19 protein-coding genes are annotated in these 22,927 nt (G+C 70.7%); 9 read left to right on the forward strand and 10 right to left on the reverse strand.

Annotated features, from left to right (window positions below; genetic code table 11):
• Window positions 1–119: 119 nt before the first annotated feature.
• Complete coding sequence (locus M8C13_RS02540; protein ID WP_252478773.1) at window positions 120–1,706, reverse strand: CdaR family transcriptional regulator; 1,587 nt, start codon at window positions 1,704–1,706, stop codon at window positions 120–122.
• Window positions 1,707–1,842: 136 nt separating this feature from the next.
• On the opposite strand from M8C13_RS02540, the gene M8C13_RS02545 reads away from it, so the two are divergent.
• Entirely contained in the window at window positions 1,843–3,282 is a 1,440-nt protein-coding gene (locus M8C13_RS02545; RefSeq protein ID WP_252478774.1) for a fumarylacetoacetate hydrolase family protein, read from the forward strand.
• Here M8C13_RS02545 and M8C13_RS02550 read toward each other — a convergent pair.
• Window positions 3,279–3,482, reverse strand: a complete 204-nt coding sequence (locus M8C13_RS02550) for a hypothetical protein (RefSeq protein ID WP_252478775.1) — start codon at window positions 3,480–3,482, stop codon at window positions 3,279–3,281. The two genes, M8C13_RS02545 and M8C13_RS02550, sit on opposite strands and share 4 nt — an antisense overlap.
• A gap of 368 nt (window positions 3,483–3,850) precedes the next feature.
• Between M8C13_RS02550 and M8C13_RS02555 the strand changes: the two genes are divergently transcribed.
• Window positions 3,851–7,762 carry a restriction endonuclease gene (locus tag M8C13_RS02555; protein WP_252478776.1) on the forward strand — a complete coding sequence of 1,304 codons (3,912 nt, stop codon included), beginning with the start codon at window positions 3,851–3,853 and terminating at the stop codon, window positions 7,760–7,762.
• A gap of 184 nt (window positions 7,763–7,946) precedes the next feature.
• Here the strand turns inward: M8C13_RS02555 and M8C13_RS02560 are convergent, their stop codons facing one another.
• Window positions 7,947–8,816 (reverse strand): SMP-30/gluconolactonase/LRE family protein, encoded by an 870-nt coding sequence (locus M8C13_RS02560; protein WP_252478777.1) that lies wholly within the window; start codon window positions 8,814–8,816, stop codon window positions 7,947–7,949.
• Window positions 8,817–8,953: 137 nt separating this feature from the next.
• Here M8C13_RS02560 and M8C13_RS02565 point away from each other — a divergent pair, with 137 nt between their 5' ends.
• Window positions 8,954–9,838 (forward strand): hypothetical protein, encoded by an 885-nt coding sequence (locus M8C13_RS02565; RefSeq protein ID WP_252478778.1) that lies wholly within the window; start codon window positions 8,954–8,956, stop codon window positions 9,836–9,838.
• A gap of 5 nt (window positions 9,839–9,843) precedes the next feature.
• On the opposite strand, the gene M8C13_RS02570 is transcribed toward M8C13_RS02565, so the two are convergent.
• Together M8C13_RS02570 and M8C13_RS02575 are read right to left on the reverse strand one after the other, a co-directional pair.
• Window positions 9,844–10,758: a M23 family metallopeptidase gene (locus M8C13_RS02570; RefSeq protein ID WP_252478779.1), complete on the reverse strand. Its 915-nt coding sequence runs from the start codon at window positions 10,756–10,758 to the stop codon at window positions 9,844–9,846.
• A 168-nt stretch (window positions 10,759–10,926) separates the two neighbouring features.
• Window positions 10,927–12,087: a hypothetical protein gene (locus M8C13_RS02575; protein WP_252478780.1), complete on the reverse strand. Its 1,161-nt coding sequence runs from the start codon at window positions 12,085–12,087 to the stop codon at window positions 10,927–10,929.
• Window positions 12,088–12,213: 126 nt separating this feature from the next.
• On the opposite strand from M8C13_RS02575, the gene M8C13_RS02580 reads away from it, so the two are divergent.
• Window positions 12,214–12,684, forward strand: a complete 471-nt coding sequence (locus M8C13_RS02580; protein ID WP_252478781.1) for a YbaK/EbsC family protein — start codon at window positions 12,214–12,216, stop codon at window positions 12,682–12,684.
• A gap of 8 nt (window positions 12,685–12,692) precedes the next feature.
• On the opposite strand, the gene M8C13_RS02585 is transcribed toward M8C13_RS02580, so the two are convergent.
• Entirely contained in the window at window positions 12,693–13,310 is a 618-nt protein-coding gene (locus tag M8C13_RS02585) for a maleylpyruvate isomerase family mycothiol-dependent enzyme (protein ID WP_252478782.1), read from the reverse strand.
• Between the two features lie 31 nt (window positions 13,311–13,341).
• Here M8C13_RS02585 and M8C13_RS02590 point away from each other — a divergent pair, with 31 nt between their 5' ends.
• Window positions 13,342–14,163, forward strand: a complete 822-nt coding sequence (locus M8C13_RS02590; RefSeq protein ID WP_252478783.1) for an AraC family ligand binding domain-containing protein — start codon at window positions 13,342–13,344, stop codon at window positions 14,161–14,163.
• A 41-nt stretch (window positions 14,164–14,204) separates the two neighbouring features.
• Window positions 14,205–15,569 carry an aminotransferase class V-fold PLP-dependent enzyme gene (locus M8C13_RS02595; protein ID WP_252478784.1) on the forward strand — a complete coding sequence of 455 codons (1,365 nt, stop codon included), beginning with the start codon at window positions 14,205–14,207 and terminating at the stop codon, window positions 15,567–15,569.
• On the opposite strand, the gene M8C13_RS02600 is transcribed toward M8C13_RS02595, so the two are convergent.
• Window positions 15,544–16,164 (reverse strand): bifunctional 2-polyprenyl-6-hydroxyphenol methylase/3-demethylubiquinol 3-O-methyltransferase UbiG, encoded by a 621-nt coding sequence (locus M8C13_RS02600; protein ID WP_252478785.1) that lies wholly within the window; start codon window positions 16,162–16,164, stop codon window positions 15,544–15,546. The two genes, M8C13_RS02595 and M8C13_RS02600, sit on opposite strands and share 26 nt — an antisense overlap.
• Window positions 16,165–16,174: 10 nt before the next feature.
• The gene (locus M8C13_RS02605) at window positions 16,175–17,983 is read right to left on the reverse strand and encodes a long-chain fatty acid--CoA ligase (RefSeq protein WP_252478786.1); all 1,809 of its coding nucleotides are present in this window, start codon (window positions 17,981–17,983) and stop codon (window positions 16,175–16,177) included.
• Window positions 17,984–18,111: 128 nt separating this feature from the next.
• Between M8C13_RS02605 and M8C13_RS02610 the strand changes: the two genes are divergently transcribed.
• On the forward strand, window positions 18,112–19,323 hold the full coding sequence (locus tag M8C13_RS02610) for a CdaR family transcriptional regulator (protein WP_252478787.1): 1,212 nt from the start codon (window positions 18,112–18,114) through the stop codon (window positions 19,321–19,323).
• Between the two features lie 3 nt (window positions 19,324–19,326).
• On the opposite strand, the gene M8C13_RS02615 is transcribed toward M8C13_RS02610, so the two are convergent.
• Window positions 19,327–20,157 (reverse strand): SGNH/GDSL hydrolase family protein, encoded by an 831-nt coding sequence (locus M8C13_RS02615; protein ID WP_252478788.1) that lies wholly within the window; start codon window positions 20,155–20,157, stop codon window positions 19,327–19,329.
• Between the two features lie 239 nt (window positions 20,158–20,396).
• Here M8C13_RS02615 and M8C13_RS02620 point away from each other — a divergent pair, with 239 nt between their 5' ends.
• Entirely contained in the window at window positions 20,397–20,717 is a 321-nt protein-coding gene (locus M8C13_RS02620) for a hypothetical protein (RefSeq protein WP_252478789.1), read from the forward strand.
• Here the strand turns inward: M8C13_RS02620 and M8C13_RS02625 are convergent.
• Window positions 20,651–22,078 (reverse strand): PepSY domain-containing protein, encoded by a 1,428-nt coding sequence (locus M8C13_RS02625; RefSeq protein ID WP_252478790.1) that lies wholly within the window; start codon window positions 22,076–22,078, stop codon window positions 20,651–20,653. The genes M8C13_RS02620 and M8C13_RS02625 overlap by 67 nt on opposite strands.
• Before the next feature lie 223 nt (window positions 22,079–22,301).
• Here M8C13_RS02625 and M8C13_RS02630 point away from each other — a divergent pair, with 223 nt between their 5' ends.
• Window positions 22,302–22,829: a hypothetical protein gene (locus tag M8C13_RS02630; protein WP_252478791.1), complete on the forward strand. Its 528-nt coding sequence runs from the start codon at window positions 22,302–22,304 to the stop codon at window positions 22,827–22,829.
• Window positions 22,830–22,927: the final 98 nt, after the last annotated feature.

Here is a 22,927-nt window from a genome sequence, read left to right on the forward strand (position 1 = left end):
CGCAAATTGTCGCACGCAATCGCTGCACACATCGGGGGGAGTGTATAGACCGAAAGCAGTAATCGCTGATCGCGGGCAGTTGTAATAACTGTCTTACAATTGCCGATTTGACCGCGAGTTCACTCCGTGTGGGTCTCGCGGCCGCGTCCGGGTGGAAGATCGGCGGCCAGTTCCAGCCACAGGGTCAGGCGCAGCTCCGGGTCGGCCAGGTTCAGCTCGAAGAGCTCCTCGGCGCGGCGCAGGCGCTGGCGGACGGTGTTCTGGTGCAGGTGCAGGGTTTCCGCGACCGCGCTGATGTCGCCGGCGGCGCGCAGGTAGGTGAGCAGGGTGCGGGCGTAGTCGGCGCCGCCGCGCTCGTCGTGGTCGCGGATGCGCTCGGCCAGGCCGGTGCGCAGGTCGGGGCGGGCGCGGACCAGGGTGGCCAGGCGGTGCAGCACCAGTTGGGTGCGTACCGAGTCCAGCTCGACCAGGCCGGTGATCTCGTTGTCGCGCAAGTGGTCCAGCGCGGCGTCGGCGTCGGCGCGCTGGGCGGGCAGCTGGGCCGGGGTGGTCACCGCGGGGCCCAGCACCGCGCGGGCCGGGGTGCGCAGGCTGGCCCCGGCGCGGTCGAGCAGCTGCCTGGCGAAGATGGTGGCCTGGGCGTGGCCGCCGGGCAGCAGCAGGTACAGCCGGTCCCGGGCCACGGTCGCGGCGATCTCGATGCCGATGGCGCGCCCGGCCAACACCGCCAGGTCGACCAGCTGGCTGCCGGTGAGCCTGCGCTGGATCGGGTCGGCGGCCACCGGCGGGGCCAGCGCGAGCAGGTGCGCGGGCAGTTCGAGCCCGGCGGCCTCGCCCGCGCCGTCCAGGGCCGAGCCCAGGACGGCGTTGCGGCGGTCCTGGTCGGCGTCGGCCTGGCGGCGCAGCCGCACCAGGTGCAGCGCGGCCAGTTTCGCGGCCTCGTGCAGCGCGGGCGCGCACCGGGACAGGTCGGCGTCGTCCTCCACCGCGACCCAGATCGAGCCCAGCACCGCCGGACCCGCCCGGATGACCAGGCCGAAGCGGACCATGTCGCCGGGCCGGGCCAGCCGGACCGGTTCCTGGCTGTTCCACACCTCGGCCAGCAGGTGGTAGGGCAGGGCGTCCTCGGGCACCCGGCGGAGCAGGATGCCGCGCCGCCGGGTCTCGTCGATGCGCTGACCGTCCAGGCTGGAGTAGGCCAGGATCACGTGGTCGGTGTCCATGATCGCCACCGCGCCGCCCGCCAGTGCCGCGGTGGCGTTGGCCAGCGCGAACAGGTCGCCGGTGGGCACGGTGGCCAGTGGCGGGCCGATACCGGCCGCGCTGGCCGGCCCGAAGCGCAGCACCGCGCCGCAGAGCACCTGCAACCGCGGCCAGGGCATCTCCGCGGCCGCGTCCAGCACCGCGAGCCCGGCCTGCTCGGCCACCGCGCGCACCTCCGCCAGCGACAGGCCCCTGCTCTTGATCACCAACCCGGCCGCCTGCCCGGCCGCGGCCCGCCGGATCGCCGTGCTCAGCCCGTCCTGGCTTGGGGCCAGTCCGATGCCCAGCAGCAGCGCACCAGGCTCGACCGGGGCGGGGTCGGCGATGTCCAGCAGTTCGGGCGCACTGACCGGGCGGTCCAGGCCGCGTGGCGCGCACACCACGCTGAGCACGGCCGGGCCCAGCACCTCGACCAGTTCGGCGAGTGTGACGCGGGCCGTCATGCGGCCTCCCGGCGCGGATGTCGGATCCGACAGTGGTTGCTTGGTGAAGTATGGCGAGTCCGCCATTGCCCGGCGTCCTGCCGGAGTAGGAAGCTGCGTAGACCCTGCACTCACCGCCATGAGGAAGGGTCTGCCCATGTCCGCTGCCGCCGACGGTCCGCTAGTCCCGCGCCCCGGCAAGGTCATCGCGGTCCGGCTCAACCACCGCGGCCGCGCGGCGGAGTTCGGCGGCGCGCCCGCGCACCCCGCCTACTACCTCAAACCGGCCACCTCGCTGACCGGCGACGACGCGGTGGTGCTGCGGCCGCAGGGTTGTGTGGCCTTCGGTGCGGCGGCGCAGATCGGGCTGGTGATCGGCAGACCCGCCCGCCGAGTCACCGAGGCCGAGGCCCTCGACCACATCGGCTGGCTCACCCCGGCCCTGGAGCTCACCGTCTTCGACCTGCATGCCGCCGACGAAGGCTCGTCCTTGCGCAGCAACGGTTCCGACGGCTCCACCCCAATAGGACAGTCCTTTGTGGACATACGAGCGGCCGACATTCCCGGATTGGAGCTCACCTGCCACGTCAACGGCGAGCTGGCGCAGCGGGCCACCGCCGCCGAGCTGATCTTCGATTTCGCTTACCTGGTCGCGGATCTGTCCCGCACCCTCACCCTGGAACCCGGCGACCTCATCCTCACCGGCGCCCCGGCGGGCGTCCCGCTGGTCGAGCCCGGCGACCGGATCGAGGTCACCCTCACCGGCTGCCCGCCATTGCGCACCCGGATCGACCAGGACCCCGAACCCCTTGGCGTGCCAGGCGCGCAACCCGTCTTCGGCCACCGGGAACGCCTGGCCGCGCACGGCCCCGGCGGCCCACCGCTCGCTGCGGAGACCGCCGCCCGCTTCCGCGAGGTCCGCACCGCCACGGTCGCCGCGCAGCTGCGCCAGCACGGCGTCGGCAACCACCTCATCACCGGCGTACGCCCCACCCGGGCCGACCTCCGCCTGGTCGGCGTGGCCCGCACCCTGCGCTGCCTGCCCCTGCGCGAGGACATCTGGCGCCTGGACGCCACCGGCCTGGACCACCGCGCCCGCACCGTCGAACAGCTCGCCCCCGGCGAGGTCCTGGTCATCGACGCCCGCCAGGACCCCGGCGCGGGCACCCTGGAGGACATCCTGGCCCTGCGCGCCCACCACCGCGGCGCCGCGGGCATCGTCACCGACGGCCCTGTGGTCGACCCGGACTCCTTCGCCGGCCTGCCCCTGCCGGTGTACCACCGCGGCGGCCATCCGGCCGAGCTGGAGACCCGGCACCTGCCGTGGGAGTCGCAGGTGGCGGTGGCCTGTGGCGGGGTGCTGGTGCGGCCGGGGGACGTGCTGGTCGGGGACGCGGAGGGGCTGGTGGTGGTGCCCGCGGAGCTGGCGGCGGAGGTGGCGCGGGAGGCGGTGGAGCGGGAGGCGCGGGAGGAGTTCGTGCGCGAGCAGGTCGGCGACGGGGCCGGGCTGGCCGGGCTGTATCCGATGAACACGGTGTGGGCCGGGCGGTTCCGCGCGGCCAGCGGCTCGGGCGTGGCGCCGGAGGGCCGCGGCTAGCCCACCGGGAATCGGGTGCACAGGTGCATCACTCGGTACCGGCGGCTGATGGAGAGCAAGTAGTGCAGTTCTACCGCCTGGCCAGCCGGGTCCCACTGGGTGAGCGATTCCAGGATGAACGCGCCGGAGGCGCATCCCGTGTCGCCGCGCAGCCCGCTCGGGGCCTGTTCATCGAGGTTGTCGATGCCCGGCCAGTGCATGCACTGCAGGTGGGCGCCGCCCCGGCACGGGTTGAAGATCTCGATCTCCCTGAAACCAGAGTTCCAGGCGGGATGGCTGCTGGCTGTGGGACGTTGTGTGGGTAAGCGGCCACTGCACGCGGACGACCATCGAGGTGGGCCATGCCGAGCAACCGACCTGTCGGTGAGATGCGCTTCCGTTCGTGCGAATTGGGAAGCTCGACGTCCGCTGCCTCGGTGCGCCCCAGCAGTGTCGCGTCGACGCACGCGTCCGCCGCCTCGGTCAACGCCCGCAGCGTCGGGCGATCAGTCGAGTTCCAAGACCGCGTGGTCAAACAGGTCGGCTGTCGTGCCCCAGGCCGATCGGCACTGCGGCGTATGCTTCTCCAATGACCGAACAGCCCGGTCGACCAGATACTGAACCGACCTTGCTCCCGACACCATCGCTAGCTCCGGGAGAGTTCGAGGACTTCACTGAGCGGCTGCTGAGCGCTCACCGATTCTGTGTCGATTCCGTCCGGAAGGTCATCCAGGTCGATCGGTGGGGGCGGCGCGGCGACAAGCAGGACGGGATCGACTTCGCTGGGGCGTTCAGTGACGGTGCCACTGCGGCCTGGCAATGCAAGCGGTACTGGAACCTTACTCCGGCACAGGTGCGTGACGCCGTCGCGGAGTGTGCTTACGTGGCGCACGAGTACTACCTGGTGTGCTCTGGCGAGGCTTCCAGCCCAGCCAGGGCCGAGATTGCCAAGTACCCAGGCTGGAATCTATTGGATCGGCGTGGCTTGGGACGTCTGCTAGCCGACCTTCCATTACACAAGCGCCGCGATGTCTTGGACGAGACGTGGGGGAAGACGGAACGGAAGCGACTTTTAGGGGTGCCCGGTGAGGACGCGTTCTGGAGCCTCTCGACATTCGTTGAGGATCGGGTCAATCCGGAGACGGTACTCAACGACTGCGGGCCTCACGTTGGCAGGCAGGCGGAGTTGCGTGAACTTGGGAGCGCACTGGACCGGACTGGTCTACATCCAGTCGTAGTGCTGATCAGCGGCCCTGGAGGGAGAGGCAAGACCCGACTGCTTATCGAGGCTCTGGAAGCGTTCCAAGTGAACCATAGGGAAGTGCCAGTTCTTCTCTCCTCGCCAGGTGCGTACCTCGACGGTGCCGCCTTGGGCGAGCTGCCTCAAGTTCCGGCGGTGGTGGTCGTTGATGATGCGCACCGGGATCCAGAGGCTCTCACCCCGCTGTTGACCTACGTCCGGAACGTCCCGGGCACGCAACTAGTGCTCACCTCTCGACCGAATGGTGTCAGAGCCCTCCATGCCCAGATTGCGACTGCCCGATTCTCCGTCGGCCAGGTGCATGAAATTGTTGTCAACGAGCTGACGAAGCGCGATGCGAAGGAACTTGTCGAATCGCTGACCACTGGACTCGAGCTGCCGTGGGCTGCTCGGCAGTACTTCGCGGATCAGGCGGTTCATAGCCCGTACGTAGCGGTTGTGGCGGCCAACCTAATCCGCCGTGGCGAGCTGACTGGGCCGTTGGCCGTCGACATCGGTCTTCGCGAGCAAGTCCTCGCCCGCTACCAGGAGCTGGCTTTGGACGGTGTGGACAACCCCGCCCGCCGTCTCTTGGCTGTCTATGCTGCACTCGGTTCGGTCTCCGACGATGATCCTGGCCTACTTGCCGAGATCGCATCATTCTGCAAGCTCGACCTGGCAACAATGCTCAGACTGGTCGAGCAACTACGCGGACGCGGCGTCCTGGTCACCCGACAAACAGGAACACAGGTCACACCGGACGTGCTCGCCGACGATATCCTCGAACGTGAATCGGCTGTCGGCCAACACGATACCGGCTTCACACGACAACTGTGGCTAGCGTTCGGTGCCCGGTACTCGGGTCGGCTCATTACCGAACTCGCCGAACTGGATTGGCGCCTAGGTCATCGCGCTGGACCTGCAGTGTTCGCCAGCGTGTGGGACAGCGTGCGCACCGCGATAGGGCAAGCCGACTTGGACGGAGCCACGCAGGCGCTGGACGGGATCATTGGATTAACAACTACACAGCCACACTTGCTCATCAATTTGCTTGAGGACGTGCGAGCTCGAGCGGACGCTGAGGGCAGCAACCATGCTGCGGCAGAACGTGCCCGGTACAGGCTCGCCGAACTGTATGGGCGGTGCGCCACCAGCCGCCCAGACCTCCTCGAAACGAGCCTTGACGCTCTCTGGGCACTGCGGCGCTCAGATCAGAGACCAGTAAATCGCCACGCCTTCCACCCTGAACGGGTTTTCCTCGACGAGCTCGCCAATATCGGAAATCTGCAGGAAGATTCTTTCCCAGCTCGTATCGTGGACCGGGTCGAGACGTGGCTGTCTCAACCCGCGACGAACCGGGACATCGATACGCCGTTGTTTGCACTCAATTCGTTGCTATCGAAGGATGGCCACCGGACAATTCAAAGTTCCCAACTCACCTTGAACTTTCACCTCTACAACGTCAATCCATCGTGGGCGCGGCCGATACGTGACCGCATCCGCAGGATACTGCACCGCGAGGCGGCGGGAACTGACCTGCGTAGAGCAGGCGCTGCGGTCCGGCTTCTCGGAGAGGCGATCCGCCCGCCGAAGGGTGGCTTTGGCTACGATCCCTCCGACAACGAAATATTAGCTTGGGAAGATGATGATCTAGCTACAATCGCCACCTTTGCGGACGTCGCCTTGTCCACCGGAAGCCCAGTGATCCGCAGGCTGATTCACCTGAATTTAGTGTGGACAGCCGACCACGCCCTGTCCTTACCTCTGCGCCATGCTGCTCTTGTTTTAGTCACCCGATTGAACGGATTCGGTGACGACCTTGCCGAACTCGTTATGGGCAATGGCTACTCGAGCAGCACACTTAGGACAGATCCTGTTCCTACAGTTGAGGAGCTGCGTGATGCGGAGTTGGCCCGCACTGAGCAGGAGGCCAACTTGGACGAAAGTCAACGCCAAGAACTCAGGATGCGGAATATTCAACATCGGATAGCCCTCAAGCGGGCCGAGACTGCCGCGCTGACCTCCCAGGCGGCCGACTTACTTACCGAGGCCGGTGGGCCCAGCAAGCTTGTGCGTGAACTTGACGATGCACTTCGGCAACTCGAACTGGCGGACCCCGCCCGCACCGCCCCGCCGCTGCTGCTGCGCAGTTTCTCCGGGGCTCGGCCGGACCTTACAGGCAGCCTCGTGCGCGAGGTAACCGCACATGCCCCCGGACCGCTCGACCAGCAACTGCCTCGACTTCTAGTCCAGTGGGCACAGCAGAGCGAGGATCTCTTCCTTCGCTGGCTCGAAGGTTTTGACAGTTTTCGGCACGGTGCGAAAAAGGCCGTGGCGGAGGCGTACGATATCGCAGGCTGGGCCAACCGGACAGGAGTATGGCGCGAGGTCTATCAGATGGGAATGAGCGACCCGGATCCTGAACTGAGAGACCGTTTCTTGCTCGGCACCCATCCGTTGCTGGTCGCAGACCCCGCTTCGGTCGCGACCAGACTCCTGGATGCCGGAATAACCGCGCGAAGCACTCAGCGGTTACTGGAGCGTGCCAGCGACTACGATGGAGCGGTATGGGGTCGCAATCTCGACCAGGCTGGCGCGGAAGCTATCTTGATCCTCATCGATCACTGCGGATTTTCGGACTACGCCATGCTGGAGATAGTTGGAGGTATTGCCAGGACGCACCCTGTACTTATCCTCGACTCGCTGGCCGCATGGTCCGACGCGGGGCACACCATGCCATATTCCGCCGAAGGCATCGCGGTCGCCTTCGATCAGCACGCTGACGTCATGGCGTCCTGGTTGGCCAGAGCTGCCACCCAGTGCCCTATCAGAGCCGCTGCCGTTGCTGGCGTAGTGATGTGCCAGGGCATGACCACCAACCAGGCTCGACATCTCGCGACTGTGGCTGACGCCCTCGACTCTAAGAAGCTGATCGCCCTGACCACCGCACTCAACCCGCTAGACATCTGGCCCTTGCACCACCCCGACCTGGCGCGTCACATCATCCGCATCGCACGGATAGCAGACTCAGCCACAACCGAAACCGTTCGCCAGCAGATAGCCACTGCCATGCGTCCATCTCAGTGGAGCTGGATTGGTAGCGTTTCCAACGAACTCAACCGGGTACGAATGGTCGCCACTGAAGCTCTAACAAACGACCAAGACGGCGAGCTTCACATTCACATTCAGGAAACCCTAGATTGGATAGACGCCGAGATAAGTCGTCTTACCGCTCGCCAGGAAGAGCTGGATAATGGGTAGAAGTGCACACCGTTAGTCAAACACGGTCAGACACGCTCCTTGAAACAACACACCATCGCGACAGGATCCGGAGCACTATTCGGCGAACCGCACTGACGCTGCATTGTCAGTAGTGACACGACAAGGTGCGAACCGGGTGCCTATTCTGGGGCAATTTGGCGGCAGCGGCCGATCTCGATGACTACTACAACGGGCAGCCGCGCCCCGGCCACCCCGCCCCCGGCACCGCCACCGAGGTGGTCAGCACCTGGCCGGTCCGAGGCCCGCCGAACGGATTCTCCGGGTTCCACCGCGCCGCCATCACGAACAGCGTCCGCCCATCCGCCCCACCCAGCGCGCACGCGAACGGATTGCGGTCCAGCTCGATCGTCCGCACCACCTCGCCGCCCTCGCGGACCAGGGCGCAGTCGTGGTCGGTGAGCGAGGTCCAGATCGCGCCGTCGGCGTCCATGGTGATGCCGTCCGGGCCGACGCCCTCGGCCCAGGTCCTGCGGTTGGTCAGGGTGCCGGTTTCGGTGATGTCGAAGGCGGTGAGCCGGCCGGCGAAGGACTCGGCGATGACCAGGGTCGAGTTGTCCTGGCTGACCACCATGCCGTTGCCGAACTCGATGCCCTCGGCCACCTGCCGCACCACGCCGTCCGGGGTGACCAGGGCGATCACGCCGGGGACGAACTCCGCTTTCCCCTCCAGGAAGCCGAGGAAGTCGAAGTCGCTGCCGTTGACGTAGGTGTTGCCGCGGCCGTCCACCACCAGCTCGTTCCAGCCCGCGGCCAGTGGGCGCAGGTCGGCGTGGGTGACCAGCGAGCCGTCGGGTTCCCGGCGCTGCAACAGGCCCTGGTAGGCCTCGGCGCGTGGCACGATCAGCAGCCGGCCGTCCGGGAGCCAGTCGATGGAGTGCGGCACGATCTCCGGGTCGTGCAGCACCACCTCGGCCCGGCCGTCCGGGTCCACCGCGACGATCTCGTCCGCGCCCCAGTGGCAGAACCACAGCCTGCCCTGGTGCCAGCGCGGCGACTCCCCCACCGCGAGCCCGTCCAGCAACACCCTCGTCATGGGACCTCCCTCGTCCTGGCTTCGCCCCCTACACGAACGGCGAGCCGCCGGATCGACGCAAAACCGCCAACCAGTCCGGTCACCCCCTGATCCTGCCGCACACTGGCCGGGGGCCACCCGAACCTGAGGAATGCGGCATGTCTGTCTTCAGTGACGCCCTGCGCGCCGCGATCGACGCCCGTGGCCTGACCCTGGAACGCCTCCGCCACCACCTCCGGCTACAGGATGTGCGGGTCAGCGTGGCCACCCTGAGCTACTGGCAGCGTGGCGCCTGCCGGCCGGAACGACCGGACTCGCTACGCGCGGTGCTCGTGCTGGAGGACATCCTCGGCCTGCCGCGTGGTCAGCTGATCACCCTGCTGGGGCCGCGCCGACCGCGCGGGCGGTGGCTGGACCACGTGCCAGGTTCGCTGCCGCTGGAACGGGTCTGCCCGGTGCACGCGGGGGTGCGCAGGCTGCTGGCGCGGATCCAGGACCGCGCCGACGGCGGGCTGGGGCTGCTGAGCCACCACGACCGGATCGTGCTCGGCCCCGACCGGGAGGAGCTGGCCATCCAGGGGCAGGTGGTGCTGGTGGCGCGGCGGGACGGGGTGGACCGGCACATCGCGGTCTACCACAGCGAGGCGCCGGTGCTGCCGGACATCCGGCTGGCCCGGCAGTGCCGGATCGGGCGGGTGCGCGAGGACCGGGCGAACGGGCTCACCGCGGTCGAGCTGATCTTCGAGCGCAAGCTGGCCGCCGGGGAGACCTACGTGCTGGAGTACGAGCTGGCCTACAGCGCGGGCGGGCCGAAACCCACCGACTACCACCGGGGTGTGCGCTTCCCGATCCGCAGCTACCTGTTGCAGATCCAGTTCGACCCGGCCGCGCTGCCCGCCCGCTGCTTCCGGATCTGGCAGCCCGACATCGGCACCCCGTGGACGGACCTGGCCGAGCTGCCGCTGACCCGGTGGGGCGCCACGCACCTGGTGCAGGCCGACGCGCCACCGGGCTGTCACGGCATCCGCTGGGAATGGGAGTGAACGGCTCAGCCGGGGTCGTCGGGGCCGTAGTTGGTCAGCTGCTGCCCGACGTTGCGCCGCACCGTCTGGTGGGTGGCGTAGCCGCTGTAGGCGCGGCTGCCCTCGCGGAAGGTCCAGCCGCCGATGGTGAGGCCGTTGAGCGCGGTCCACGCGGTGCCCTTCTTCACCGCGTAGTGCACGTGGTTGCTGCCGGCCGAGCCGCCGCAGGGGATGCGGGTGCTGGTCAGGCCGAGGTAGTCGCCGAGCTTGATCGGCGCGCCGTCGGGCTTGATCTCATCGAGCAGGTGGTAGTACTCGGTGGTCCAGCCGTTGTCGTGGATGATCCGGATGTGCCCGCCGTTGCGGCACATCCAGTACGCCCGGCCGCTCTGCCCGGCCAGCACCCGCCGGTCGCCGCCGTTGAGGTCCACCGAGCTCCACGGCCGCGGCTGGCCGCTCCAGCCGTGCGGGCCGCCGATCATCGTCCAGGAGACCCCGGTCGGGTAGGGCAGGGCGAGGCCGGTGGGCGCGGCGGCGTTGCGCGCGTTGGCCGCGAAGGTCTCCTTCTCCCCCAGCGACAGCACGGACTCCGGGGCGCGGGCGGCCAGGGCGGCGAACCCGGCTCCGGTGTCGAGTGCGATCTGCCAGCCGTTGCCGGTGCGGCGACCCAGGAACAGCCAGGCGTCCGGGGCGGCCCCGTGCACCGGGGGCGCGGTGAGCACCCCGGAGCCGAACACCCAGTCGCCGTCACGCCGCCGCACGTCGACCTCGACCGTGCGGCCCTGGGCGGCCAGTCCGGTCGCGGTGGTGGCCCGTTCGGTCAGCATCGCCTCTGCCACCGCGGGTTCGGCCGCGGCGGCGGGTTCGGCGGCCGCGGGCGGGGTCAGGCCCACCGCGAGCAGTGCCGCCAAGGCGGCCGCCGTCCTGCGCAGTCTTGCCATCGTTGTCGTCCTCTCGAACCACAAGCAGGGAATGGTCCGAGCCCAGGCTCACCAGCGGCGGCGCGGCCCGTCAACGACAGCGGTCAGTTCCCTGGAGACCGCGGCCAAAGCTCTGAACGCGGCGGCGGATCCGCCCTGCTCACCACGATTCCCTGGCCGTGGGGCCGGTCAAGACTCTGATGGTTCACCCCGCAGTCCGGACCGCAGGCCGTCCCACAGCGCCCGCTTGACCTCGCTCAGGTCCTGCCCGGCCGCGACCTCCTCGACCACGCGGTTGAGCGACTCCCACAGCACGCCGGTCTCCTCGTAGCCGATGAACCCGATGCCGTTGTCCAGCCTGTGGAAGGCCGCGCCGTAGGCCTGCCCGAGCCCGGTCAGCCGGTCCGGCCCGGCCTGACCAGCCAGTGCGGCCAGCAGCGCCTCCCTGGTGGACCGGTACTGGGCCAGGCAGCGCTGGTAGGTGTACTGGTCGAGCTCGGCTCGGCCTTCCCAGTCCCGCAACGGGTTGTCCCGGTTGGCCGCGAACCACTCCGGCGACATGGCCCGGCCGATGCGCAGGTCGACCCCGTGGCGCACCTCGTTCTGCCAGGCCGATTCCACGGCCTCGGCGTAGTCGATCGGCACCCGGTCCAGGGACAGCCATTCCAGCGCGGGCAGCTCGCCGGGCAACAGGCGGTCGGCCGCGGTCGGCCCGGACAGGTCGGTGATGGTCAGGCGGCGCAGCGAACGCAGCCGGTTCAGGCTCGCCGGGTGCACCAGCCTGCCCAGGTCGCCGACCAGCACCAGGCTGGTGAGCAACGGAAACCGGGTGACCAGCCGGGCGCAGTCCAGCTCCTCGATCTCCCCGGCGGTCAGCTCCCGCACCAGCGGGTCGGGCTCGCCGTCGAGCATCGGCGCCAGCTCCTCGGCCAGGCAGTTGACCCAGCTGTCCTGGTAGGGCCAGTGCGCGCCGTGCCTGCGCCGCCCCAGGTCCAGCCCGAGTGTCCACATAGGACTCTCGTTGACCACCGGACCGGCTGGCAGCACCTCGGCCGAGCCGATCACCTTGTGGCTGCGCGGCAGCACCCACGGCAGCCGGCTGTGCACCAGCTGCCGCGCCCCCAGCGGCGGCGACGGCGTCATGGTGGCCGGCTTGAGCTCCGGTCCCAGGTCGGCCACTGAGAACGGCTCCGGACCGGACCAGTCCAGCTCCAGGACGGCGACGGTCCGGGTGGCCCGCTCCACCCGGGTGATCTGGGCCGCGGTCCACTCGCCGAGGTGCTCGGAGTAGGCCGCCACCACGTCCCCGCGCGCGATCGGCCGCGGCGGCCGATCCTCCGTGCTGCTCATCGCCCAGACCCTAAGAACACCGCCTGACACTCGGCTAACGCGCGCTCCACAGTGGATCCGGCGAAACTCGGTTCCGCCGGCCGGCCGGGCGACACTAACCTCCGCGGCGAAGAGGAAGGGGTTGCCATGCAGGAGGCCGTGCGCAGGGTGGAGACCGCGTTGAGCGTGCTGGCGCGGGAGATCAAGATCGTCACCCTGACCGAGGACGTGCCCACCGCCGCGGCCGCCGCGGCACTGGTCGGCTGCCCGGTGGGGGCGGTGGCCAACAGCCTGGTCTTCACCGGCGAGCAGGGCCCGGTGCTGATCGTCAGCAGCGGCGCGAACCGGGTCGACCTGCGCAAGGCCGCCGCGGAGCTCGGCGTGCCCAAGCTCAAGCGGGCCGATCCCGAGGTGGTGCTGGCGGCCACCGGTCAGCCGGTGGGCGGGGTCGCCCCGATCGGCCATCCCGCCCCGCTGCCCACGCTGATCGACGCCTCACTGGCCGGCTATCCGGAGCTGTGGGCCGGTGGCGGGGCCAGGCACACCCTGTTCGCCACCACCTTCACCGAACTGGTGCAGCTGACCGGCGGCACACCGGCGGACGTCCGGCAGCAGTAGACGCGCGGTCAGATCCGCTGGGCCAGCAGCGGCACCCCGGGACCGGACAGCTCGTCGAGCGCGTGCCCCCGCCCGGACACGGCCATCAGCAGCGCCTCCCCCGGCCCGCGCACCTCGGGCCCGGACCCCCGGGTGAAGTCGAGATCGGCGGCCACCAGGCGAAGACCGCGGACCCGGCGGAAGGCGCCCAGCGGCGGCGCCAGCAGCGCGAGCCGCAGCGCGGTGCGCAGCCGCTCGGCCGGGATCTCGCGGGGCAGGCCGAGCGGACGGCGGATGTCCTGCTGGTGGACCAGCCCGTCCACCAGCGCGATCATGCCGCCGAAGGCCGCGGTCAGCCCACGCGGCCGCCGGTGCGTGCGCAGCAGGCCGACCAGCTCCGCGGGGCTCCTGGCCGCGTACTCGGTCACGCCGAGCTGGTTGGTCCGGGCCAGGGAGAACCCGCCGCGGGCCAGCCGCCGGAAGGAGCCCGCGATACCGGCGTCGTCGTAGCTGATCACGTGCGCGACCAGCTCGCGCGTGGTCCAGCCGGAGCACAGGGTCTGCGCGGCCCACTGCTCGGCGGTCAGGGTGTCCAGGAAGTCGGCGAACTCGGCGCGTTCCTGGATCGCCAGCGTCATCACCGTCATGCCGGGACCCTATTCGACGTACGGTGGCACCGTGGCGACGGCCGAGCCCGCGCGGTACTGGCGGCATCCGAGCGTGCCCGGGCTGGACCTGCTGGCCGCCCGGTACCGCAGGCACGCCTTCACCCGGCACAGCCACGACACCTACGCCATCGGCGTGGTGCAGCGCGGCGCGGAGGTGCTGCACGCGGGTTCCGGCGCGCTGCTGATCGGCGCGGGCGGCAGCGTGTGCGTGCATCCCGGCGAGGTGCACAGCGGACAGGCCGCCGACGAGCAGGGCTGGGCCTACCGCGTGCTCTACCCCTCGGTCGAGCTGGTGTCGGCGGTCGTGCGGGAGCTCGGCGGCCCCACCGGCACCCCGGCCTTCCACCGCGATCCCAGCTACGACCGGGACCTCGCCGGGGCACTGCTGGCCGCGCACCGAGCCGCCGAGCACGAGGTCCACCTCAGCTCGGAAACCCTGCTGTACCAGGCGATCCAGCTGTTCTGGCAGCGGCGGGGCACGCAGGCGCGGGAGCGGTCGCCGGTCCGGGCGGACGTGCGTGGGCTGGAGCGGGCGCGGCAGCTGCTGCTGGCGCGGATGGCCCGGCCGCCGAGCCTGGACGAGCTGGCCGCCGAGGTCGGGCTCGGGCGGTTCGCGCTGCTGCGCGGGTTCCGCGAGCGGTTCGGCCTGCCGCCGCACGCCTACCTCAACCAGGAACGGGTGCGGCGCAGCCGGACATTGCTGGAGGCGGGCCGCCGACCGGCCGAGACCGCCGCCGAGGTCGGTTTTGTCGACCAGGCGCACCTGTCCCGGCACTTCCGGCGGATCGTCGGGGTCGCGCCGGGCGGCTACCTGCGCGGCCGGGCGCAATAACGTACAAGACCGGGCCGCCACGCGGTTCCTAGGGTGCGGCCATGTCTTGGGACCCCTGCCCCGCGGAGCTGGCCGCGATGCTGACCGCCACCGGCGACCTGACCACCGAGTTCCTCGCCGGACTGCCCTCGGCTCCCGCCTCGGCGACGACCGAGCCAAAACCGTTCGACCCACCGGCCGAGGAGCCGGGTGAGTTCGCCGAGCTGCTGTCGGTCTTCCGCACCGCGGCGGCCAACGCGGTGGAGACCGCCGGGCCGGGCTACCTGGCCTACTTCCCCGCCGGTGGACTGGTTTCCGCGGCGATCGGCGAGTTCCTGTCCACCGTGGTCAACCGGTTCACCGCGATCAGCTCGATGGCGCCGGACCTGGTCGCGCTGGAGGACAGCGTGCTCCAGTGGCTGTGCCAGGAGTTCGGCCTGCCGGCCACCGCGGGCGGGCTGATCACCACCGGCGGGTCGCCTGCCACCCTGTCCGCGCTGGTCGCGGCCCGGCACGACCGGCTCGGCCCCCGGCACGAGCGGGGCACGCTCTACGTCACCGAGCACACCCACCTCAGCGTGGCCAAGGCCGCGCTGATCGCCGGGCTGCGCGCCGAGCAGGTGCGGGTGGTGCCGGTGACCGCCGAGCACCGGATGGACCCGGCCGCCGCCGAGGAGCTGATCCGCGCCGACCTCGCCGCGGGCCACCGGCCGTTCCTGCTGGCAGGCACCGCGGGCAGCACCAGCACCGGCACCATCGACCCGCTGCCGGAACTGGCCGCGCTCGCCGAGCGGCACGGCCTGTGGTTCCACGTTGACGCGGCCTACGGCGGCGGCTTCCAGCTCACCGAACGCGGCCGGGAACGCCTGCGCGGCATCGAACTCGCCGACTCCATCACCTTCGACCCGCACAAGTCGATGTTCCTGCCCTACGGCACCGGTGTCCTGCTGGTCCACGACCCAGCTGCCCTGCGCGCCGCGCACACGGTGGAGGCCAGCTACCTCCAGGACCTCCAGCGCGATCCGTGGCCGCCGGACTTCTGCGACCTCGGCCCCGAGCTGACCAGGGAGTTCCGCGGCCTGCGGCTGTGGCTGCCGCTGCACCTGCACGGCGTCGGCGCGTTCCGCCGCGCGCTGGAGGAGAAGCTGGACCTGGCCGGGCTGGTGCACCGCGAGCTGTCCGCACTGTCCGAAGTGGACGTTCCGCTGACGCCGGACCTGACGGTGAACGTCTTCGCGCTGCGGCACGGATCGGATGCCGACAACCAGCGGCTGCTGGCCCGGATCAACGCCACCCAACGGGTCTTCCTGTCCAGCACCCGGTTGGACGGCCGGTTCCGGTTGCGGCTGTGCGTGCTCAGCCACCGCACGGACGCGGAGCGGGTGGCCGAGGCGATCGAGATCATCCGGTCGCTGGTCCAGGAGTGACCGCGGGCTTGGTCCACACCAGCGAGTATCGGCGGAGCACGTGCCTGCGGTAGCGCACGCCGGGCAGTAGCTGTTGCGCGGTGGCCCGCACCTGCCCGTAGCTCAGGGTCGGCTGGGTCCCTGGCATCCCGTCCGGGCCGTGCGCGCGGCGCAGCCGCTTCACCGTCCACACCACCGGGGTGGCCGCGATCGCGAACGCCCGCTCGGCCGGGGTCACCGAGCGGGCCAGCGCGACCACGACCAGGGTGCCGCCGGGCCGCAGCAGGTCGCGCAGCCGGATGAGGGCCTGCGCCAGGTCCACGTGGTGGACGGTGGCCACCGAGCAGATGAAGTCGTAGCCCGCCAACGGAAGTTCGGCCGTGCGGAAGTCGCTCTCGATGAAGTCCAGACCCGGCTGGCCGCCGGAAAGCTCGCGGGCCAGCGCGATCATCCTGGGCGAGCTGTCCACCCCGGTGACCCGCTCGGCCCTGCCGGTCAGCTTCCTGGCCAGCAGCCCGTCGCCGCAGCCGACGTCCAGTGCCTCGCGACAGCCCTCGGGGACCGCGCGCAGGATGTCCGGGTGCCGGGCGACATTGGTGTTCCAGTAGGGCGACACCCCGGCCATGCTAGGCGTAGAGACCGGCCACGTCCTCGGCGAAGTCCTGCATGATCACCGCACGGCGCAGCTTCAGCGACGGGGTGAGGTGCCCGGTCTCCGGGGTGAACTCCGCGGGCAGCACCCGGAACCGGCGCACCGACTCCGCGGTGGAGACGGCCTGGTTGCCCGAGTCGATGGCCTGCTGGATCTCCGCGCGCAGGTCCGGATCATCCGCCAGCTCGGCCACGGTGGCGGTTTCCGGTTTGCCCGCACGGGTTTTCCACTGCGGGAAGTGCTCCTGGTCGATGGTGATCAGGGCCGCGATGTACTTCTGGGCGTCGCCGACCACCACGGCGTGCGCGATCAGCGGGTGCGCGGTGATCCGGTCCTCGATCACCGCGGGCGCGACGTTCTTGCCGCCGCTGGTCACCAGGATCTCCTTCTTGCGCCCGGTGATCCGCAGGAAACCGTCCTCGTCCAGCTCGCCGAGGTCACCGGTGGCGAACCAGTCCTGGGCCGGAAACGCTTGCGCGGTGGCGGTTTCGTCGTGCCAGTAGCCGGGGAAGACCACCCCGCCCTTGATCAGCACCTCGCCGTCCTCGCTGATCCGGACGGAGGTGCCGGGCACCGGGCGGCCGACCGTGCCGGGCCGGTAGGCGTCCAGGGAGTTGAGGGTGGCGGCCGCGGTGGTCTCGGTGAGGCCGTAGCCCTCGAACACGGTCAGGCCGATGCCGCGGTAGAAGTGGGTCAGCCGCGCGCCGAGCGGCGCGCCGCCGGAGATCGCGTACCGGCAGCGCCCGCCGAAGGCCGCGCGCAGCTTGCGGTAGACCAGCCGGTCGAACAGCGCGTGCCGAATCCTCAGGCCCAGACCGGGTTTCGCCGCCTCCGAGTAGGCGATGGCGGTGGCCACCGCGCTTTCGAACAGCCGACCGCGGCCCGCGGCGTGCGCCTTGTGCGCGGCGGTGTTGTAGACCTTCTCCAACACGTAGGGCACCGACAGCACGAAGGTCGGCCGGAACGTGGCGAGGTCGGCCAGCAGGGACTTGATGTCGCCGCTGTGGCCCAGCACCGCGCCGGAGAGCACCGCGCCCAGCTGCACCATCCGGCCGAACACGTGCGCCAGCGGCAGGAACAGCAGCGTTGAGGCCCCCTCCCCCGCCACGCCCTCGAACATCGGGCGCAGCAGCTCGACGGCGTTGCCCGCCTCGGCGAAGCAGTTGGCGTGGGTGAGCACGCAGCCCTTGGGGCGGCCGGTGGTGCCGGAGGTGTAGATGATCGTCGCGACGTCCGCCGGGTCGACCAGGCGCCGCCGCCGGACCACCTCGGTTGCCGCCACCCGCTCACCGGCGGCGACCAGCTCGGCCACCGCGCCCGGCGTCGTGGCATCGGGCTCGATCCGCCACAGACGGCCCAGCTCCGGCAGTTCCGGGCGCAGGCCGTCGACCACGGCCTCGTGCTCGGCGGTCTCCACCAGCACCGCCGCCGCGCCGGAGTCGGCCAGGATCCACTGGATCTGCTCGGCCGAGGAGGTGACGTAGACGGGCACCGGCACCGCGCCCACCGCCCACAGCGCGAAGTCCAGCAGCGTCCACTCGTACCGGGTCGAGGACAGCAGGCCGACCCGGTCCCCGGCGGCGATGCCACCGGCCAGCAGTCCCCTGGCCACCGCGGTCACCTGCTCGGCGAACTCCCCCGCGGTGACCGGGACCCAGCGCCCGTCGACCTTGCGGCGGAAGGCCTCCCGGCCGGGTTCGGCTGCGGCGTTGCCGTAGACCAGCTCCACCACCCCGCCGTGGGCCGGAACCGGATACCGCGGGGCGGCGGTGAACTCGCGCATTCCGTGCTCCCTCGACTCTGAGTGACGGCAATGTCATGATGAATCACGAACGGTCGGAGGCGACATGGGTGTTGTCCCAGAGATTGGCGCGGCTCGTTGTGACGGATAACAAGCCGCGCGATCTGGTGGTGGGCGGTCGGCCACTGCACGAGCGCTTCACCGAGTCGCTGCCCGAGCTGGTCCCGCGGGTGCTGGCCGAGATCACCGCCCGGGTGCCCGCCTACGGCCTGCTGCCCGAGGAGGAGCTGGCCGGGGACATCCACCAGGTCATCGAGCAGACCCTGCGCTCCTTCATCGCCATCCTGCGCACCGGGAAGCTGCCCACCCGCGCCGAACTGGGCTTCCTGCGCGAGTCCGCGGCCCGCCGCGCCGAGGAGGGCATCCCGGTGGACGTGGTGCTCACCGCGTACCACATCGGCGTGCAGGTCCTGTGGGACTCGCTCCGCCCGGACGCCCGGCCCGAGGAGATCGCGGACGTGATGACCGTCAACGACCTCGCCCTGCGCTACCTGGAGCTGGTCAGCCCCGCGGTCGGCGCGGGCTACCTGGACGCCCGGCAGACCGCCTTCGACGACGACCACACCGCCCGGCACACCCTGCTCTCCGCGCTGCTCACCGGCGCCCCGGCCGAGGCGGCCGCGGACCAGGCCGGGGTGCGGCTGCCGCCCTGCTACCTGGTGCTCGCCATCGCCGTGGCCGCCCACCCCGACGAGACCGGTCCCGAGGTCGACCCGACCATCGCCGCCCGGCGCAAGCTGCGGCGGCTGCGCGCCGAGCTGGACCGGCAGCTGCGCGGTCCGGTGCTCTCCGCGCTGACCCCCGAGGGCGGCACCGTGCTGCTGCCCAGCCCGGCCTCCCGCGAGGAGCTGTCCGCCCGCGACTGGACCTGGCTGCACCGGGTGGTGGCCGAGCTGAGCCAGGCCGCGGGCGCGGAGATCACCGCGGGGGTGGTGGCCGCCGAACCGGCCGGGGTCGCCGAGGCCGCCGCGGTGGCCAGGGAGGTGCTGGAGGTGGCCGGCCGCTTCGGCCGCCCGCCCGGGGTCTACCGGCTGGCGGACCTGCTGCTGGAGTACCAGCTCTCCCGGCCCAGCCCCGCCCTGGACCAGCTCGCCGCGATGCTGGAACCGTTGTCCGTCAACGAGGAGCTGGTGCAGACCCTGGAGGTGTTCCTGCGCGCCGGTGGCAGGCGGGCGGCGGCGGGCGAGCTGCACGTGCACCCCAACACGGTGGACTACCGGCTGCGCAAGATCTACGAGCTGACCGGCCTGGACGCCACCAGCACCAGGGACATCGGCCTGATCCGGGCCGCGCTGGCCGCGCGGGCGGCTACCCGCCGCTGACCATCAGCGGGCCGCCGCCGCGACGGCCTTGCCGAAGGCGGCCATGCCGCGCGCGTTGGGGTGCAGCGGCGCGGCCGGGCTGGTGGGGATCAGGCCCTCCAGGTAGCGCTGGGCAGGGGCGGCGCAGATGTCGTGGCCCACGGTGATCGCGGCGAAGTCGACGTAGGTGGCGCCGCGCTGCTGGGCCTGGGCGCGGGCGGCCGCGCTGACCCGGTTCATCACGCTCTGCAGGTAGCGCCCGTCCTTGGCCCACACCGGCTGCACCGGGTGGCAGCCCTCGGGCCGGATGTACGTGCCGTAGCCCGTCACCAGGATCTTGGCCTGGGGCGCCCGCTCGCGGATCTCGTCGAGGGCCGCGCCGAGCTTGGGCGCCCAGGCGTCCACCGCGGCGGCGAGCTGGTCCTTGCCACCGGCGGTGAGCCGGTCGGCGCAGGAGATCCCGGCGGGCTCCGGCAGCAGGTTGAGGCAACTGAGCGCCTGCTGGAACAACCCGGAGTCGTTGGCGCCGATGGTGACCGAGACCAAATCGGTGCTCGGCCGCAGCGCGTCGAACTGCGCCGGAATGAACCCGAACCGCTTCCCCGCGAAATCCGCGGTCACCGCCCCGGAACAGGACACATCGCGCAGGCTCGCGCCCAGTTCCTTGGCCGCCACCGCCGGGTAGTTCCGGTCCGAGCGCAGGCACAGCAGGTTGATGTTCTGGTGCGGGATCAGCGGCCCGGCCGCCGCCGAGTCCCCCATGGCCACGTACTCCAGCGAATCGGCCTGCGCGGCCGGCCCCGCCAGCATCGCGGCCGCCGTCATCGCCAGACCAGCCGCGAGCCGTCCACGCATCCGCATTCGAACCTCCGGGTCAATGTCGAAAAGAACTGCTCATATGGTGGAGCCAGCAGGTGGAAGCCGGGGTGGCGAATTTTCCAGAGTTCCCCGGATCGGGTTGTGATCGGGCACAAAAACGTCGTTACCTAGTCAGGGCGCGGCCGGTCGCGGTGGTCCGGGTGAAGCCCGGCCACGGTCGTGTTGTGCGACGCGCGGCCGGTTTCACCTCGTCTCCGGCGACCCACCACAAAGGCATGAACGACAACGCGACGACACTGTGGATCCGCACCGGCGAGTGGCTGGTGCGGGCCGACCAGGTCGCCGCGGTCGGCATCGAGGAGGTCTTCCACGTCGGCGGCCGCTACAGCGTGCGGATCCGGCTGACCGGGGTGCCGATCAGTGGCGACTTCCACGAGCTGTACCGCTGCGCCGAACAGGAACAGGCCCGCGCCTGCGCGGTCGCGGTGGTGGAACGCATCACCGGGTGGCGGCACGGGTACGGCACCCTCTACGTCAACTCCTCCGGCGAGGTGGTCACCGTCCGCCCGGTGCCGGAGATCGCCGAGAGCGCCTGACGACGGGCCCGCCAGGCCAGCAGCAGGTCCACCACGAGGAAGCCCAGCAGGGACACCCCGAACACCGGCAGCTGCCAGGCCAGCACCCCGCCGCCGAGCACCAGCGCGGCCAGCGCCACCGGGTGCAGGGCCCGCCAGCCGCCGCGCGGGAACGGCCGGCCCAGCGCGAAGCGGTCCCTGGTCGGCCTGCGGTGCCACCACATCCGGTAGCCCCACAGGATCATCGCGATCAGCACCAGGCACACCACGGCCAGCAGGATCTGGTTGGGCAGGCCGAAGAGCACCCCCATGTGCCCGTCGATGCCCCACCTGGCGAGCTTGGCGCCCAGCGGGAAGTCCTGGAACCGCAAGGTTTCCACCACCTGCGCGCTGGCCGGGTCGACGGCCGCGGCGTCCTGCTTCTGCGGCCAGCTGCCCTTGATCTGCTTGACCAGGTACGCCTTGCCAGCGCCGGAGGGCAGGGTGATCTCCACCGGACCGTCCAAACCGGACTGACGGGCCGCGGCCAGCACCCGGTCCGGCCCCGCGTCCGGCCCGGTGTGCCCGCTGTGCTGCTGGTGCGCGCCGTGTGCGGAGTGCTCGGACAGACTGGTGGACAGCGTGGGCGTCTGCCAGGACAGCGCCTTGCGCAGCTCGGTGATGCTCTCCCCGCCGTACTGCGACCAGGTCAGGCCGGTCACCGACAGGAACAGCAGCACCAGCGCGATCCAGGTGCCCAGCACCGCGTGCCAGGACAGCAGCCCGCGCCTGCCCCGGATCCGCCGGTCCACCAGCACCATCCGCTTGCGGCGGCCGCGTTGTCGTTGCCACCACAGCACCAGGCCGCCGAGCACCACCAGCCACAGCCAGCTGGCCGCCAGCTCGCTGTACAACCGGCCGAGGTCACCGAGGTGCAGGCCGCGGTGCAGCTCGTCGATCCAGGTGCGCACCGGGGTGGCCTGGCTGGAGCCGTAGGTCTCCAGGGTGCCGCGCACCTGGGCGGTGTAGGGGTCGACGTAGGCGGTGAGCCAGTGGCTGGGTGCGAGATCGGCCCGGCTGAAGATCACCTGGGTGCTGTCGATCTCGGTGGCGCCCGGCCGCACCCGCACCAGGGTCGCGCCGGGCAGGGCCTGTTTCGCGGCGGCGATCTGCTGGTCGAGTGACTGGGGCGAACCGGTTGGGGTGACGAAGAGTTCGTGCTCGTAGACCGCGCGTTCCAGCTGCGGGGTGAACACATAGAGCAGTCCGGTCAGGGCGGCCACGAGCAGGAACGGGCCGATGAGGATTCCGGCGTAGAAGTGCAGGCGCAACAGCAGGGGACGCGCCGAGCGGGACTGGCCGGCGGGCCGGGTCTCGCGCCGGGCGCTGAGCAGGTTGGTCATCCGGCTTCCTTAATCGTGGAAGGGAGGATCTCCCCAGGTAGTCGGATCGAAATGTCGAACGGTTCCCGCTCGCTTGGGGCAGCCGTTTGGTGGCCGCCTGTCTGGCTGACCCCGTTCCCCCGTGCGGTGCCCCCGGCTCCCCCACGCGCGGGAGGCACCGGGCCGCCCGCACCGGAGATCGTTGCGGCGTGGGCGACCCGGCCCACCGTTGCAGGGAGAGAACATGAGTAGAAGAACCGGCGCGCTGGTCCTTTCCGTTGCGGCAACGGCTGTCGCGCTGACCGCCGGCCCGGCCCAGGCCACCCCGGCGGACCCCGGCCTCACCCACGCGAGCGTGACCGGCGCCGCCCGCCTCGACTACATCACCCGCGAAGACGACGTCCGCTTCGTCGTGGACGCCCACGCCCTGCGCAAGCCCGGCACGCGGGACCCGGTGCGCTCCTGGGGCACGGCCCGGATCACGCACTACTTCGCCGCGACCAAGGTCCAGCTGTGGGCCACCGGCCCGGTGGACTGCGTCACCGCGGGCGGCCGCTCGGCCACCGTGTCGATCATCGTGACCGACACCGCCCCGGAGATCGCGGACTGGCGCGGCAAGCGCATGGGCTTCAGCCTGCACAGCGGCGGGCCTGGCGAGGCCGCCAGGGTCGGCACGACCGGGCCGGTGGATGCGGACAAGCTGCCGAAGTGCGTGGCGCCCGCGCCGGAGCTGGTGGTGCTCACCGGCGGGTACCGGGTGCGCGACCGCTAGGCCGATCGGGTGGGCTGTGGAACCTCGCGGTGGCTGCGGACAGTGTGAAGGGCAGGGGGCGCGTTCGGCGTTCCCTGTCGCCACACTGAGGGGAACCC

The sequence above is a fragment of the Crossiella sp. SN42 genome (assembly GCF_023897065.1).
GTDB lineage: Bacteria > Actinomycetota > Actinomycetes > Mycobacteriales > Pseudonocardiaceae > Crossiella.